The organism is Polaribacter sp. 11A2H, assembly GCF_011379025.1.
Lineage (GTDB): Bacteria > Bacteroidota > Bacteroidia > Flavobacteriales > Flavobacteriaceae > Polaribacter.
Map to the genome: position 1 here is coordinate 195,425 of NZ_WTLD01000003.1, position 15,984 is coordinate 211,408.

11 protein-coding genes are annotated in these 15,984 nt (G+C 31.2%); 5 read left to right on the top strand and 6 right to left on the bottom strand.

Going from position 1 to position 15,984, the window contains the following annotated elements; genetic code table 11:
* Position 1: 1 nt before the first annotated feature.
* Entirely contained in the window at positions 2–1,828 is a 1,827-nt protein-coding gene (locus tag GQS58_RS05215) for a TonB-dependent receptor (protein ID WP_166383583.1), read from the bottom strand.
* A gap of 67 nt (positions 1,829–1,895) precedes the next feature.
* Here GQS58_RS05215 and GQS58_RS05220 point away from each other — a divergent pair, with 67 nt between their 5' ends.
* The 4 genes from GQS58_RS05220 (at position 1,896) to GQS58_RS05235 (ending at position 5,890) form a co-directional block, all read left to right on the top strand.
* Entirely contained in the window at positions 1,896–3,395 is a 1,500-nt protein-coding gene (locus GQS58_RS05220; protein WP_166383585.1) for a PLP-dependent aminotransferase family protein, read from the top strand.
* A gap of 237 nt (positions 3,396–3,632) precedes the next feature.
* Entirely contained in the window at positions 3,633–4,889 is a 1,257-nt protein-coding gene (locus GQS58_RS05225) for a Y-family DNA polymerase (protein WP_166383587.1), read from the top strand.
* 136 nt (positions 4,890–5,025) lie between these two features.
* Positions 5,026–5,403 carry a DUF2007 domain-containing protein gene (locus GQS58_RS05230; protein ID WP_166383589.1) on the top strand — a complete coding sequence of 126 codons (378 nt, stop codon included), beginning with the start codon at positions 5,026–5,028 and terminating at the stop codon, positions 5,401–5,403.
* Between the two features lie 52 nt (positions 5,404–5,455).
* On the top strand, positions 5,456–5,890 hold the full coding sequence (locus tag GQS58_RS05235) for a LexA family protein (protein ID WP_166383591.1): 435 nt from the start codon (positions 5,456–5,458) through the stop codon (positions 5,888–5,890).
* 251 nt (positions 5,891–6,141) lie between these two features.
* Here the strand turns inward: GQS58_RS05235 and GQS58_RS05240 are convergent, their stop codons facing one another.
* From GQS58_RS05240 to GQS58_RS17035, 4 genes are all read right to left on the bottom strand, one after another.
* Positions 6,142–8,640 (bottom strand): S9 family peptidase, encoded by a 2,499-nt coding sequence (locus GQS58_RS05240; RefSeq protein ID WP_166383593.1) that lies wholly within the window; start codon positions 8,638–8,640, stop codon positions 6,142–6,144.
* A 114-nt stretch (positions 8,641–8,754) separates the two neighbouring features.
* The gene (locus GQS58_RS05245) at positions 8,755–9,981 is read right to left on the bottom strand and encodes an NAD(P)/FAD-dependent oxidoreductase (RefSeq protein WP_205860386.1); all 1,227 of its coding nucleotides are present in this window, start codon (positions 9,979–9,981) and stop codon (positions 8,755–8,757) included.
* A 2-nt stretch (positions 9,982–9,983) separates the two neighbouring features.
* On the bottom strand, positions 9,984–10,433 hold the full coding sequence (locus GQS58_RS05250; RefSeq protein ID WP_166383597.1) for a nucleoside deaminase: 450 nt from the start codon (positions 10,431–10,433) through the stop codon (positions 9,984–9,986).
* 15 nt (positions 10,434–10,448) lie between these two features.
* Positions 10,449–10,607: a hypothetical protein gene (locus tag GQS58_RS17035; RefSeq protein ID WP_205860387.1), complete on the bottom strand. Its 159-nt coding sequence runs from the start codon at positions 10,605–10,607 to the stop codon at positions 10,449–10,451.
* Between the two features lie 60 nt (positions 10,608–10,667).
* On the opposite strand from GQS58_RS17035, the gene GQS58_RS05255 reads away from it, so the two are divergent.
* Entirely contained in the window at positions 10,668–12,437 is a 1,770-nt protein-coding gene (locus tag GQS58_RS05255; protein ID WP_166383599.1) for a 1-deoxy-D-xylulose-5-phosphate synthase, read from the top strand.
* Positions 12,438–12,487: 50 nt separating this feature from the next.
* On the opposite strand, the gene GQS58_RS05260 is transcribed toward GQS58_RS05255, so the two are convergent.
* Positions 12,488–15,970 (bottom strand): T9SS type A sorting domain-containing protein, encoded by a 3,483-nt coding sequence (locus tag GQS58_RS05260; RefSeq protein ID WP_166383601.1) that lies wholly within the window; start codon positions 15,968–15,970, stop codon positions 12,488–12,490.
* Positions 15,971–15,984: the final 14 nt, after the last annotated feature.

Here is a 15,984-nt window from a genome sequence, read left to right on the forward strand (position 1 = left end):
ATTAGTAGCTATAACGCAACCCAAATAACACATTACTTGATGGCATTGGTACAAAACCAGATTCTATATAATCTGCATCAAAAATATTATTAGCAGTTGCCGTAAAACTAAATTTATTAAAATCTACAATTATAGAAGCATCCCAAACATTATAACTTGTACCAATAGTTCTTTGAGCGTGTTTGTAAATAATATTTTGTCTTACGTTTTTAAAGAATTTACTTGTAAAACGAGTTATAAATTGATGTTTTAAAGTGTTTAAAGAATAGCGAGATAACTCTTTATTTTGATCTAAAATGTCATCTTCTAAAAAATTATATCCAAAAGATAAAGTCTGATTAAACTCATTTAACATAAAACGATAATCTGCATTTAACTCAAAACCTTGGGTATTTACTTTGGCAATATTTGTTGCTGTATATTTAGAGGTAGCATCTGTATCTGGTCTAATAAAATCTATTAAATTATCTGCATCTCTATTAAAAACTGCCATAGAAGCTGTAAATTTTCCAGAGTTATACTTTAAACCAATTTCTTGTGCAAATGCTTCTTCTGGGTCTAAATTTTCATTTCCAATAGTTCTAGGATCATTATAAAATAAATCGGTATAAGTAGGTATTCTATAGGTAACTCCTAAATTCCCATAAGCTTTTAAGTTTTCAGAAACCTGATACCCAATATCTACTCCTGGAAAAGCATGAAATTTAAAATCAGAAAAATAAGTAACTGCAACTCCCGGAGTAATATCTAACTTTTCATTAGCCAATTTAAAACGATGTTCTAAAAATAGATTTGCCATTGTTCTATTTCTTTTTCCTAAATTATTACTACTTATAGAAACTCTAGAAAGATCTATACCAAAACCAGTAATTCCTAAATTAGAAGTATATGAAGCATTAGCCTCTGCACCCACTTTGTTGGTAATATGTAAATTTCTAAAAAAACTAGGATCCTCTCTTTTTAATAAGAAAATATCTTGCCCTCTTCTCCAATAAACTCTTGGTGTAATCTTAAATTTTTCAGTTCTAAAAACTGTAGAAACTCCTATTACGCTATTCTGAGTTTCTTCATACTCATGCCAATCTGGATTTGTTGTATAAAAATTCTCTGCACCATATTTTTTATCGAAAAAAGTACCTAAAACCTCAATAGGCTGTTTCTTCTTATTAAAAATCCCTTTTAGTACATAATTCTTATTTTCATAATCAGAATTAGTTCTATAACCATCTGAAGTTAATGCACCAACATGCACCATAAAAGAAGCGTTCTCGTATTCTTCTCCAAAAGTTACAGAACTATTTAATTGTCCGAAAGAACCACCTTCTACATTTATACTAGCACTGCTTGCTAACCTCTTTTTAGTAACAATATTTATAGCTCCTGTAAATGCATTCTGACCGAAAACTCTTGCTGCAGGACCTTTAATAATTTCTATTCTTTCGATAACCTCTATAGGTAAAGCGGCATTTAATGTATGATGACCGGTTTGAGAATCATCCATTTTAATACCATCAACCAATAATAAAGTCTGGTCGAAACCTCCTCCTCTAATATATAAATCTGCCTGACTACCAGCAGTTCCCCTTCTTCTAATATCTACACCCGCAACTTGCTGTAATAAATCTGCAACATTTGTAGCCGCACTATTTTTAATTGCTTCAGATGAAATAACATCTATAGTTCTAGAGTTCTCTTTAAAAGGTAAATCTATTCTTGTAGACGTAATTACTACTTCTTTTAAAGTATCTCTTTTTATAGGATCTACTTGTGCTTTTGTATGTATCGCTGATAATAACAAAGTTGCTATTAAGGTAATTTTAATTTTCATAAATAATCATTTAAATACGCTGCAAAACTCGTAACTTTCCGGACGATTAAACTAGTCCAGTTTTAAAATGATAGATAGTCCGGTTATTGCACTTTTTAAACAGTTAATTAATTTTGATAAATCAATACCTCAGCCTGTTTACATACAAGTGTCTCAGCAAATTATAAATGCAATACAACGTAGGTTTTTAGTTAAAGGTACCATTTTACCAGGAACACGCATATTGGGGCAGACCTTAAAAATTCATAGAAATACAGCCGTTGCTATTTACGAGGAGTTGGCGTCACAAGGTTGGGTAGAAATTATACCTAATAAAGGTACGTTTGTCTTAGAGCCAGAGCAGAAATCATCAAAAATAAAAGCACCTTCTCAAAAAATAAATCAGGCATATACGTATGCAAAATCTACAGGGTTTCCTTTTCAAAAATCATTTCATTTAGCATCCACAACTCAATTAACAACAGCAAAGTATACCATTAATGATGGTAAACCAGATTTACGTCTACATCCTGTACATGAATTTACAAGATGGTACAGCGCTGCTATGAAGCGAAAAACGCTGATAAAAAAATGGAACAAACCCAATGAATCTTCCTATTCTTTATTTCAAACACAACTTTGTAATTATTTAAATGCAACGAGAGGTTTTCATATAACCCCAAATAATTTAATTAATACACGTAGTACAGAAATGAGTTTGTATATTGTTTCTCAACTATTGATAAAACAAAACGACCTTGTTTTAGTTGGTAATTTAAGTAATTATGCAGCTAATATGATTTTTCAACAAGCCCACGCAACCATTAAAACAATCCCTGTAGATGCAGATGGTTTAGATGTAGATTATATTAAAAAACATTTTATAAAAGGAAGTATTAGATGTGTGTATGTATGTGCACATAGAGATTACCCAACAACAGTAACCTTAAGTGCAGAACGCCGTTTGGCTTTATTGCAATTGGCAAAAGAATATGGTTTTGCTATTATTGAAGATGATTATGATTACGATTTTCAGTTTACTGGTTCTGCAATGTTACCCATGGCAAGTGCAGATACTAACGGAATGGTTATTTATTTAGGAAAATTGGGCCAATCCTTATTCCCTAGTTTTCAAACAGGATTTGTAGTTGCGCCAGAAAATTTAATTTCGGAAGCTAACAATTATTTACAGCTACTAGACAAACAAGGCGATTTAATTCAAGAACAAATGTTGTCTGAATTAATTAATGAAGGTGAAATTTATCGTCTCATGAAAAAAAACATTGTTGTCTATAAACAAAGACGAGATTGTTTGTGTAAACTCTTAACGCACTATTTTTCTGAAACGGCGAAATGGGAAATTCCTGCTGGCGGATTAGCACTTTGGTTGCAATTTTCACAACAAATTTCTTTGGTAAAACTAGCTGAAGAAGCAGAAAAAAACGATTTATTTCTACCCAAAACAATTCTGTATCAAGATAAAAACACGTGTGCAATCCGTTTTGGTTTTGGTCATTTGGCTATAGAAGAAATTGAGATTGTTATTCAGAAATTAAAAAATGCTTACAGTAAAGTGTCTTTAAAATAAAATTTTGTCAATCTGAATTTATTTCAGATTCTCTTAGCTATATCGATCACTTTAATGAGATGCTGAAACAAGTTCAGCATGACAATGTCTATTTTATTTATTTCGTTTAATTTTAGGTGAATTTTGTCGAGTATCAAAAACATCACTTATTTCAATCCTCTTTTCTTTAAAATTTATCCAATAAATTAAGATATTAACAACGCTATTTTGCCTACTATTTTTAGGTACTTTTATAGCATGTTTGCACTAGTAGATTGTAATAATTTTTATGCTTCTTGCGAGCGGGTTTTTAACCCAAACTTACAAGGAAAACCCGTTGCTATTTTAAGTAATAATGATGGTTGTGTTATTTCTATGAGCGACGAAGCTAAGAAATTACAACTGCCTTTTGGTGCGCCTATTTTTAAATGGGATGCTTTTTGTAAAGCAAATAATATTACTGTTTTGTCTTCTAATTATCCTTTATACGGAGATATGAGTGCCAGAGTAATGAATATTTTAGCAGATTTTTCTCCGGATGTAGAAGTCTATTCTATTGATGAATCTTTTTTAGAATTAAAAGGTTTTGAGAACTACAATTTAGAAGAATACGCTACAAAAATGAGAAGTCGTATTTTAAAATGGACAGGCATACCAACTTGCGTTGGAATTGCGCCAACCAAAGCATTGACAAAAGTCGCCAATAAAATTGCGCGCTCTAACCTAAAACAATCGAAAGGAATTTGTATTATAGATTCTGACGAAAAAAGAATCAAAGCCTTAAAATGGACAAAAATTGGCAATGTTTGGGGAATTGGGAGTCGTTTAAAAAAAAGATTGGAAGAAAAAGGTTGTATTACCGCATACGATTTTACACAACTTTCTAGTGATTGGGTTTTAAAAGAATTTTCTATTGTAGCATGGCGTTTGCAAAAAGACCTACAAGGTATTTCTAAAATTCCGTTAGAAGAAGTTTCATCAAAAAAAATGATTGCTACCACACGTAGTTTTGAATATACTTACTCTGATATTGACAATATAAAAGAACGCATTTCTACCTTTGCAGCTAGTTGTGCAGAAAAATTACGCAATCAAGAATCTAGTTGTCACATGCTTATTGTGCAACTTTCTAGCGATCGACATAAAAAAGAATTTCAACAACATAGAGAAAGTACAACAGTTGTTTTTTCCTCCCCTACAGACTCTACTTTAACCATTGCTAATGCAGCTGTAGAAGCTGTAAAAACCATTTTTAAAGCAGGTATTAAATATAAAAGAGCAGGTGTAATTGTTACTGGTTTAGTACCTAATGATAATTTTCAGTTGAATTTATTTTCAAACGAAAACCCAAAACACAAACCTTTAATGTCCGCAATAGACAAATTAAATCGTAAATTTAAGGCAGACAAAATTAAATTAGGAAATCAAGATTTAAACCGCACTTGGAAAATGCGTCAAGAACGATTATCCGCTAGATTTACCACAAATATTAATGATGTTTTGATCGTTAAATAAACCTCGTTGGATTAGAACTCCATAATTTTTAATAAAAGAAAAAAATTCTTTTTAAATTCAGTTTGTCATCTCGAACGAGGAACGAGGAGGAATCTCATAATTATAAGGTTTTAACCTTTAAATTGATAATATTTTCATGAATGATAATTACAAAATTTTAGCCGTTTTTGAATATTCTACAGAAGCGCATATAACAAAAACGAAATTAGATTCCGAAGGTTTCAAAACCTTATTAATGGATGAGAAAACCATAGATACCGACCCTTTAGTGAGTAATGCAATTGGGGGTGTAAAATTGTTGGTTCATAAAGATGATTTTGAAAAAGCAGCAACTATTTATAATGAGATTAGAGTTTATCAAAAGGATGAAAATGGAAATGATATTTTTTGTCCGAATTGCAACGCTACTCAAATATTAATTGCACCTCTTAAAAGGAAAAATATATTCTATATGTTATTCCCATTTTTCGAAAAAACAAGACGCATTTGCAATAATTGTAAGACCGTATTTTAATTGCAAAATAATATCTCAAACATTTAAAGAAAAGTTATAATTTGCAAACATTATGAACGGAACTAAAAACCTTACTTTTTTTACACCTAAAGCTTCTTCTGGTAACGGAGCTATTTTGGTTGATGTTGGTATTTCTGCCGGTTTTCCTTCTCCTGCAGATGATTTTAGAGAAACTAGAATTTCTTTAGATGATGAATTAATCCACAACAAAGACGCTACTTTTTTTGCAAAAGTAAAAGGTCAGTCTATGATTGATGCAGGTTTAGATGACAATGATTTATTAGTTATTGACAGAAGTTTAGAACCTGCCAACAATAAAATTGCTGTTTGTTTTTTAGATGGTGATTTCACTGTGAAACGTTTACGTGTAGAAAAAAACGAAGTTTGGTTACAACCAGAAAACCCTAATTATCCTATTATAAAAATCACAGAAGAGAATGATTTTATGATTTGGGGAATTGTAACGAGCGTTATTAAAAAGGTGTAAATTATTTTTTCAAAAATTAAAAACATAACATCTCGATACAATTTTGCTGAAAAAGCAAAATCACTCCATGTGACAGACGAACTGAAGGCATTCAGTTTTGTCATTTCCAACAAAGGGAAAAGTGACAATTGGAATTCTTATTTACTTTTTTAGAAAAAAAATATTACCCAAAATTAAACATAAAAAAGCTCCGAATTTTCATTCGGAGTTTTTTTATGTTTAGTTCTCAATTACGCTCAAACAGACAAATATTATTTATTCATTGGTTTGTCTAAATTCATATACATAAAATCTACATCGGTAGCTTCTTTACCTAATAAATATTTACTAAAATGATCTGCTCTTAGCCAGAAAGAATATTCTGTCATATTACCAAAACCATGTCTCTGTCCTGGCATAATCATATATTTAAAACGTTTGTGTGCTTTAATTAATTCGTTTGCCATTCTAATAGTTCCTGCCGGATTTACGTTGTTATCCATATCTCCATGAATCAACATTAAATGTCCTTTTAGGTTTTTAGCCAAAGAAGGGTTGGTATCAATTTTATATTTATAAGAACTTTTACCTTTTTCATCAATTTCTTCTTTAACTCCATGATGCGTTTCACTCCACCAAGAATTGTACACATTATTGTCATGATTTCCTGCAGATGAAACTGCGGCTTTAAAGAAATCTGGATAGACTAACATGGCTGCTGTAGACATAAATCCACCACCAGAATGACCGTAAATTCCTACTTTTTCTATATCGATAAAACTATGTTTGTTTGCCAATTGTTGTGCTACATACTTTTTATCTGCCAAACCATAATCACGTAAATTACCGTAACCATAATTATGATACCATTTAGATCTGTCTGGGTGCCCACCTCTGTTTCCTAAGGTAATTACTATAAAACCAACCTGTGCCATTCTATCTACACGGTCCATAGAATAAGAAAAAGATTTGTTAACTGCCTCTGTCTGTGGACCAGGATAAACGTATTCTAATAAAGGATAAACCTTTGTAGAATCCATATCAAAAGGCTTATACATTACTCCGTAAATATCGGTAATTCCATCATCTGCTTTTACTTTAAAGGTTTCTGGAAACTTGTAACCAGATGCAAATAGTTGGGACAAATCAGCCGTTTCTAAATCCATTACTTTACGTCCGTTCGCATTTCTAAGTTCCGATTTTGGTACGGTATTTACTCTAGAGAAATTCGTTACAAAATATTGATTAGAATCTGCCATAGAAGAAGTTGCTGTAAAATCTCCAGGGTTTAAAGTTTTCATTCCTGTTCCATTCAAATTAATTTTATAAGAATGTGCATAGTAAGGATCTTGCTTTTTATTAACTCCGTTTGCAGAAAAATATAAGGTGCGGTTTTTTTCGTCTAAACCTTCAAAATTAGCCACATGATAATCGCCTTCTGTAACTTGGTTTTTTAAATTTCCATTCGTATCATATAAATAAAAATGTGCCCAACCATCACGTTCTGCCCAATGCAACATTTCCTTTTCATCATTCAATAAAATTAACGGACGTGCTTCTATATAGGTGTTAAAACGTTCTTCAATTAAGGTTTTATATTCACCGGTATTAATATCAGCAACATTAATATCGTACTTTTTACGATCTCTAGAAATTACACTAAAATATATTTTCCCTTTTTTTGATAAAAGCAAAGAAGGTTTAAAATCATCATCTCTATTAGATTGTTTTCTTGGTGCTCTAAAAACAGAAACACTTTGTTGTTTAATAGTATCTAAAGGCACTTTTACATGCGTTTTTGTAGGAATATCAAAAATTAATAATTCAGATTTATAATATTCTTGTTCACCTGGCATGTGATATTTATAGGTTTCTAACGTTGGTCTTTTTTTACCTGTAGAATTAATTACCCATAAATCTTTAATATGTCTAGAATCAGATTTTTGAAAAACAAACTTTTTAGAATCGTGAGACCAGATTCCTCCAACACCGTTTCTTTTGTCTTTATTTTTTTCTTTATCTACATTATCTCCTCTAGAACCACGCCCATACGCATAGTTTTCTTCACCATCTTTTGTCCATTGGTTTTCTACAACTGTACTATCTTTTTCGTCTTTAATAAACTTTTTAAAGTTTACTTTATCCATCCAATACAAGTTGTACTTTTTAGAATACAGTACAATAGAACTGTCTGGCGCAATATTTGCCCATTTTTTCCAATCTTCTTTTTCTTTCTTAATCGTATCAATAATTGTTACTTCATTTCCACCTAATTTATATTCTAAATGGTAGACTTTTTTCTCCATTTTAGGCTTCTTACTTTTTTCATTTTTTGATGATACAGAGTCTTTTTCTACTTCCTTTTTATCATCAATAACTTTAACTTCTTCTGTTGATGTTACTCTAAAACGAATAGCATCTTCTGCTTCGTTAAATTTAAAATCGAAACGAGGTAAGTGTTTTGCATCATAAGGATCTTTAGTGATTTCTGTTAACCACTTTGCCATCTTTACATTATCAAAAAGTGTTTTTTTAGATTTTTTATCTGCATCCACTAAATAATAATTAGCTCCTTCAGATGTTTTATAAGCATACCAAAAACGGTTTCCTTTTTTTAACCAATGAGGACTTACACTTGTTGAGTGTACCATTTTCGCCAAATTTGTTGGCGAATACTTAGCAGCAGCTCTGTAATTGGGGGTTGGAGTTTCTTGTGCAGAAATTGTTGAAACAACAATAAATGGCAAGAATAAAAGTAAAAATTTTTTCATGAAGTAAAATAATTTGAATTAGTTGACGTAAAGTTTCTCTAAATCAAACTATCTCACAAATTTTTAAGATTTATTTATAAAAAATTTAACACTGAAAAAAATATAAAATCTAAGTTAAAACTCCTTATTATTAAATTTATATTTTAATTTCATCCATAAATAACTAAAAACTCTTGAGAACATTTTATTATAATTAAAATTAAATAAACTATCTATAAGAACATCTATAGAAAAGTGTTTATGTAAAAACTTTAGCCTGTTCTCTACTTGTAAATCAGAATATCTATTGTACATTCTTCTGGCGGAAACTTCACTTAATCTCCATTTTAAAAGTTTTTTCTTTTTCCATTCCTTCTCGTACTCTTTAAAATTTTCTTTTCCTGTTTTAAGATAAATATCGATATAATCGCATGCTAAATTAGCACTTTGCATTGCATACCTTATACCCTCGCCTCCTCTTGGGTTTATTGCAGAAATTGCATCACCAACAGCAATTACATTGTTTTTATAATAAGTATCATTTAAGCCTTCACAGTATCTTAAAATACCACCATGAATGTCTAATAATGTGTAACTTTCTGGTTTAATATACTCTTTAATAATTTTTTCTGTAATTTTTTTGGTTGATTTATCTGTGTTTTCTTGATCTTTAGATTTTAAATGAGTTCTACCCGAACCAACTTTTAAAATTCTATTTTCCATAGGAAAAACCCAAGAATACCCCTTCAAAGCCCACTTATGTCCTAAGAAAAAAACTAACTTCTCTTTATATTTATTGTACGTTTTCTGATCTACTTCTATTAAATATTCTGTTCCACTACCCAAATTCATTTTAGGTTGTTCTTCTTTAGAATCATACATTACTTTTCGTAATGGTCCTGTTGCATCTATTAAAAGTTTCGTTTTTACCGTTTTTATTTTAGAGGTCTCAGCTTCTAGAAGATCTACTTCTACTTCGGTATTTACAACTCTTTTTTCTACATATTTATGACCTAATAAAACCTCACCCCCATTAGCAACAGATTCTTCTGCTAAAAACTCTCGCAACTTACCAAAGTCTAATACAACTCCTTTTGGCTTTTCACCAAACCAGTCATACTCTTTTTCTGTACATTTTATGGTAATGTCTTTCCAATAAGCCCCAACTACCTTATCTGGTAAATTAAATTCTTTCATAGGCTCTAAGGTCATTCCTCCACTAGAAAAATTATTATCATAAAAACTTTTATAACGCTCTACCAAAAGTGTTTTATATCCTTTTTTAGATAAATTTCTAGCTGTTTGTCCTCCAGCAGGTCCTCCGCCAATAATTACAACATCGTATTTCTTTTCTATCATCATAATTAATTTAGATTTCGCTTTTCAGCAAAAAAACGTTTTAAAAGCAAAGAACATTCGTTCTCTAAAATTCCGCTCACAACTTTTGTCTTTGGATGTAGTGTGGTTTTTAAATTTACAAAACCTCTATCTGGCTCTGTTGCTCCATAAACAATTTTACCAATTTGCGCCCAATAACTCGCACCTGCACACATTTGGCAAGGCTCTAGCGTTACATATAATACACAATCTTTTAAATACTTACCTCCTAAAAAATCTGCAGCGGCTGTAAATGCCTGCATTTCTGCATGAGCCGTTACATCGTTTAATGTCTCCGTTAAATTATGCGCTCTTGCAATAATTTGATCTTTAAAAACAATAATGGCTCCTACAGGTACTTCGCCTTTATCAAAAGCAGATTCTGCTTCTTGTAAGGCTTTTTTCATAAAATAGGTGTCGTCAAAAGGTTGTATCATACGTTTAAAATTAAATTACTTTTTTATTTTAGATCCTTTAACAATTGCCAACATTACAAAAACAATTGCTATTATTCGAAACCAAAAACCCAAATTATATTTATTACTGGTTACTATATTTAAAATAATAAGAATACAACTTGCTACTAATATTGCTATGTTTTTATTATTCATAATAACTATTCTTTTTACAAATCAATATTACAAAAAGTTAAATTGTATTTTTGCCTTTAGATGAAGAACTTGTTAGACAATATATCAAATCCAGAAGATTTACGGAAACTAAATCAAGATCAACTACCTCAACTTGCAAAAGAATTGAGATATTTTATTATTGATATTGTATCTACAAAAGAAGGTCATTTAGGTGCAAGTTTAGGCGTTGTAGAATTAACGATCGCTTTGCATTATCTATTTGACACCCCAAATGATTTATTAGTTTGGGATGTTGGCCATCAAGCATACGGACATAAAATTTTAACAGGAAGAAAAGACGTTTTTCATACCAACAGACAGTTGGGAGGAATTGCTGGTTTTCCGTCAAGAAAAGAAAGTGAATATGATGCTTTTGGTGTCGGTCATTCTTCTACTTCTATTTCTGCAGCTTTAGGTATGGCAATTGCATCTAATATTAAAGGAGCTACAGAAAAACATCATATTGCAGTTATTGGCGATGCTTCTATTGCAAGCGGAATGGCTTTTGAAGCCTTAAACCACGCAGGGGTTTCTAAGGCAAATTTATTAATTATTTTAAATGACAATGCGATTGGAATTGATCCTTCTGTTGGTGCTTTAAAAGAGTATTTAACAAAGGTTAAAACTGATAAAAGACTTGCGGCTCAAAACAATATTATAAAAGCTTTAAATTTTGATTATTCAGGGCCTATTGACGGACATGATTTACCGAAAGTTTTATTGGAATTAGAAAGGTTAAAAGACGTAAAAGGACCAAAATTTCTACATGTAATTACTACAAAAGGAAAAGGTTTACAGCAAGCTGAAGAAGACCAAGTAACCTATCATGCACCTGGTAAATTTGATAAAATTTCTGGTGAAAGATTAAAGATAGCAAAAAGTTTATATACAAAATATCAAGATGTTTTTGGAAAAACAATTGTAGAATTAGCTGATAAAAATGATAAAATTGTAGGTATTACACCAGCAATGTTAACAGGAAGTTCTTTAAAACTGATGTTAGAAAAGCATCCAAAAAGAACTTTTGATGTTGGTATTGCAGAACAACATGCAGTAACTTTAGCTGCAGGTATGGCAACGCAAGGTTTAATGCCTTTTTGTAATATCTATTCTACTTTTTTACAACGTGCTTTTGATCAAGTTATTCATGATGTTGCTTTGCAAAATTTGCCTGTTATTTTCTGTTTAGACAGAGCTGGTTTGGTTGGTGAAGATGGCGCAACGCATCATGGTGTTTTCGATTTAGCATATTTACGTTTAATTCCGAATTTAATTGTTTTTGCACCAAGAAATGAAATTGAATTGCGTAATATTTTATACACTGCTCAATTAGGTTTAAAGAACCCAATAGCCATTCGATATCCTAGAGGAACTGGGACTATTATAGACTGGAAAAAACCTTTTGAAAAAATAGCAATAGGAAAAGGGGTTTGTTTACAAAAGGGAACTAAAACCGCTATTTTATCCATTGGAACCATTGCTAAAAATGTTGCTGAGGCATTAGAATTCGTAGAAAATATAGATAATTTTTCTCATTACGACATGCGTTTTGTAAAACCTTTAGATAAAAACTTATTACATGCTATTTTTAAAACAGCAAAAACCATTATAACTATAGAAGACGGAACCATAAAAGGTGGTTTTGGAACTGCTATTTTAGAATTTGCTTCACAAAATAATTATCAACATAAAATAAAAACGTTAGGAATACCCGATCATTTTATTGAACATGGAAATATTTTAAAGCTCCAACACGCACTTGGTTTAGACGCAGATAGTTTAGCAAACACATTTAATACATTCATATAAAAAAAGACGCCAAATGGCGTCTTTTTTATGTTTGTATAATTGAATTTTAATTATTCAATAATTATTTTACTAGAAGATTTTTTATTGTTTTCATCAATAATGTTTACAATATAAACTCCAGCATTTAAACTCACAGAAACCGCTTGTTTTCCATTTGATGTAAAATCTACTTCTTTAGCAAAAACTTGTTTTCCTGTAAGACTAAAAACAGTCATTTTAGTTTTCCCTAAGGTACTTTTTGCTTGTAAAGTAAAGTCTCCTTTAGAAACAGTAGGATAAATTGCAAATACCTGTGTACCTGCTAAAACATCTTCTACAGAAGCAGTTGCTGTATTCTTATTTATAGATTTAATAGCCCAACCATAAGAAGATGCTCCTGGATCTGAAACTAAACTTAATTTAAAAACAATTGTTTCTCCAATAGCAAAACCTTTATCTGTTAACGTTATATTTTGTTCTTTAAATAAAGCATCATTACCAATTGCATTGTCTCCTTTATTATATTCTGTTAACCATTCTGGAAACCTTCTTGCATCATACTTATCTAATGTTTTCCATGTAATTAAATCGGTAGAAGCTTCAATTAAAACAAAATCATAAAACTGAGTCAAATCGGTTAAATCATCTGTATAAGGCTCTACAAGCGCAAAGTCTTCATACGTAAAAACCTTATTGTCTTCTGATATTGTTAATGGTTGTTTTAATGTTACCGAATATGTTTTATTATTATTATAAGGATGTTCCGAATTATTTAAGACAACACTAGCTACATTGCCGTCTAAGTTATCTATAACAAAATTAGATTTATAAGTAAAGACATCTGTATCCTGAAATTCTGAAATTTCAATTGAAGTACCTGCATCCTTATAATCAATTACTAAAAACTCTTGGTTATTTATTGGTGTTTCTAGATTATTAACATCATCAAAAACCTGAATACCTAGTTGATGATACCCTTCTGCCACATCTATTGTTTCATAAGAATAAGTTACTTCTGTACTAAAATCTTGTACAATCTCTGTTTGCTCTAATCCGTCTATAAATATTTTAACTCTACTTACATCATCTGAAGGTACGTTATAACTTACGGTTGTTTTTAAACTTTCAATTTCTTTTTGTTGTGCAGTAGCATTTGGAAACTTTAAATATCCTGGAAGTGTATATGTACTTAATTCTGGTATCGTTGCAGACCATACACCTCTACCATAAGTTGCAATTACAACTTGATCGTTTACTACTTTTAAGTCATAAACAGCTACAGAAGGTAAATCTGTAATCATACTCCAACTTGTACCTCCATCTTCTGTTTGAAAAAGACCAATATCTGTACCTGCCCAAATAATATCTTTGTTAAAAGGCATTTCTAAAATACTGTGTACTGCTACATCGGGGAAACCTGTATCTATACTAGCTTCAAATCCTGTTATATCAGACCAAGTAGCACCTAAATCTTCTGTTTTTAAAATTTTAGGTCTACCTTGTGAAGAAAAAAGAGCATAAGCCCTATTTTTTTCAATATAAGAAGTTCCTAAACCTGAAATAAATAGATTATGGTTATCATTTGGATTGTTATAAACACCTGCATCTGTAAAAGTTTGTCCATTATCTTTAGAAACATGTAAAACATAACTACCACTTTCTGTCATTAATGCTCCAGCCCAAACAATATTTGGGTCTGCTGTAGATACTTTTACATTTAAAGCACTAGAGGTACTTGAACTACTTGTTATAAATTTAGAAGTAATTGGCACTAAATTCCAAGTTGCTGCAAAATCGGCTGAACGCCAAACGCCATTACCAGAAACAGAAAAAACAGCATTTGGGTTGTTATTAGCATTTGCTAATTTTGTGTAAAATATTTCTTCTCCTTCTAAACTTTCTTGACCTGCAAACGCAAAATTAACATACCTTCCAATTCTATTGTTCTGAGAAGAAACAATAAAATCTTGAGGATTGTCATAATGCCAAATAACTTCAAAGCCGTCACCACCAAATGCTTCTAAATACTCTTTGTCTTTATTAGCATCATTTCCTAATGATATCCAACAACCATTATCTTGTGCGCCTGTTAAATAATTATCTTCTCCATTTTGTTTTGTTGCTCCGTAAAATTGTGTACTATTTTTTCCTAAGGCTGCACTAGACCAATCGCCTTCATTTACTCCTGGGTCTAAAGCTAAATTACTAGAATAAATACCTCCATCATTTGCTAAAATTAATTGAAAAGCATTATCAACTCCTTTTATAGCTGCAAGCCCGTGCTGATCTACATGAACATCTGTATTAATTTGAGTAAGATTACCATTTTGACCAGTAGCTGCAATCTCTAAAGCTGTAAAAGTATCATCATTATTAACAGTAACTTTAAAAAGCTCCACACCTCCAACATAAAAAATATTCTCATCAAAAGGATGCGTTAAAACAATATTATCATACCATCCTTGTCCGTTTACCAAATCTAATCTATCTACGCTAGCATCAATTGGAGCTGTTAAATTTGTAAAAGTAGCCCCCGCATCTCTTGATATATATAAATCTGTATTAGTACTAACAGTACCATCAGAACCAGAATACGCACAAACAATAACCACCGATGTATTTACTTCTGATACAGCTGTTTCAAACCTGCTATGGTTTACATTAACAGCTGCTTTATCTAAAGCAACACTCCATGTAATACCACCATCAATACTTTTTACCAATCCTACTCCATTTACAGAACCAAATTGAATATTAAAATCAGATGAAGAAGCATCTAAATCTTGAACTCTGCCTGTTGAATTATAAGTTTTAGTCCAAGTTGCACCACCATCAATAGTTCTATAAATACCAGAAGTAGTTCCTATAAGAACATTATTGTCGTCTAGGGGATTAATAATCATTCTACCAACATCTCCTAAAGATGCTGTAGCTGTTAAATGTTGCCAAGTAGCACCACCATTTATTGTTTTGAATACGCCAGAACCACCAATTGCACCTAAATTACCAAAAGGTTCTCCGGTACCTGCATATAATATATTAGAATTTATTTGACTAATTACAACAGTAGAAGTTGCTAAATTAGGCACCTTAAAATCTGTTAATGTTTCCCAAGTTGCTCCGGAGTCTTCTGTAAGCCAAACACCTCCACCAACACTACCTACAAACCATCTTTTTGTATCATTAGGATCTATAGCAATTCCTCTAGCACGACCAGGCACATTATTAGGACCTCTTTCTTTAAAAACAGGGCTAATTGCACTTTTACCACTTTTTTTAAATTTTTTACTTTTAGCTTTGTTAAATTCTTCTACAAGATATCCTTTTTTATAAGTGGAGTTTTCTTCTTCAATTCCTTTTCTTATCTGTTTCTGATAATCTGCAATCTGTTCTATTCCTTTTTTATGAACACCTTTTTTCTTTTTTTGTTTCTTTATTTGATTAAAGTTATTCTTTAAAACAATTTCGGTTTCTTTTGCTTTTGTCTGACAACCAATAAAAAAAAAAGTTGATAAAAGAGCACAGGTAATAGTAGTTAGGTAGTTGTTATTCATACGTATATATTAAG

Coding starts and splice junctions, on each gene's coding strand:
- GQS58_RS05230 (WP_166383589.1), top strand. CDS start 5,026: ATGAATGATAATTACAAAATTTTAGCCGTTTTTGAATATTCTACAGAA.
- GQS58_RS05220 (WP_166383585.1), top strand. CDS start 1,896: ATGATAGATAGTCCGGTTATTGCACTTTTTAAACAGTTAATTAATTTT.
- GQS58_RS05255 (WP_166383599.1), top strand. CDS start 10,668: ATGAAGAACTTGTTAGACAATATATCAAATCCAGAAGATTTACGGAAA.
- GQS58_RS05250 (WP_166383597.1), bottom strand. CDS start 10,433: ATGATACAACCTTTTGACGACACCTATTTTATGAAAAAAGCCTTACAA.
- GQS58_RS17035 (WP_205860387.1), bottom strand. CDS start 10,607: ATGAATAATAAAAACATAGCAATATTAGTAGCAAGTTGTATTCTTATT.
- GQS58_RS05215 (WP_166383583.1), bottom strand. CDS start 1,828: ATGAAAATTAAAATTACCTTAATAGCAACTTTGTTATTATCAGCGATA.
- GQS58_RS05245 (WP_205860386.1), bottom strand. CDS start 9,981: ATGATGATAGAAAAGAAATACGATGTTGTAATTATTGGCGGAGGACCT.
- GQS58_RS05225 (WP_166383587.1), top strand. CDS start 3,633: ATGTTTGCACTAGTAGATTGTAATAATTTTTATGCTTCTTGCGAGCGG.
- GQS58_RS05260 (WP_166383601.1), bottom strand. CDS start 15,970: ATGAATAACAACTACCTAACTACTATTACCTGTGCTCTTTTATCAACT.
- GQS58_RS05235 (WP_166383591.1), top strand. CDS start 5,456: ATGAACGGAACTAAAAACCTTACTTTTTTTACACCTAAAGCTTCTTCT.
- GQS58_RS05240 (WP_166383593.1), bottom strand. CDS start 8,640: ATGAAAAAATTTTTACTTTTATTCTTGCCATTTATTGTTGTTTCAACA.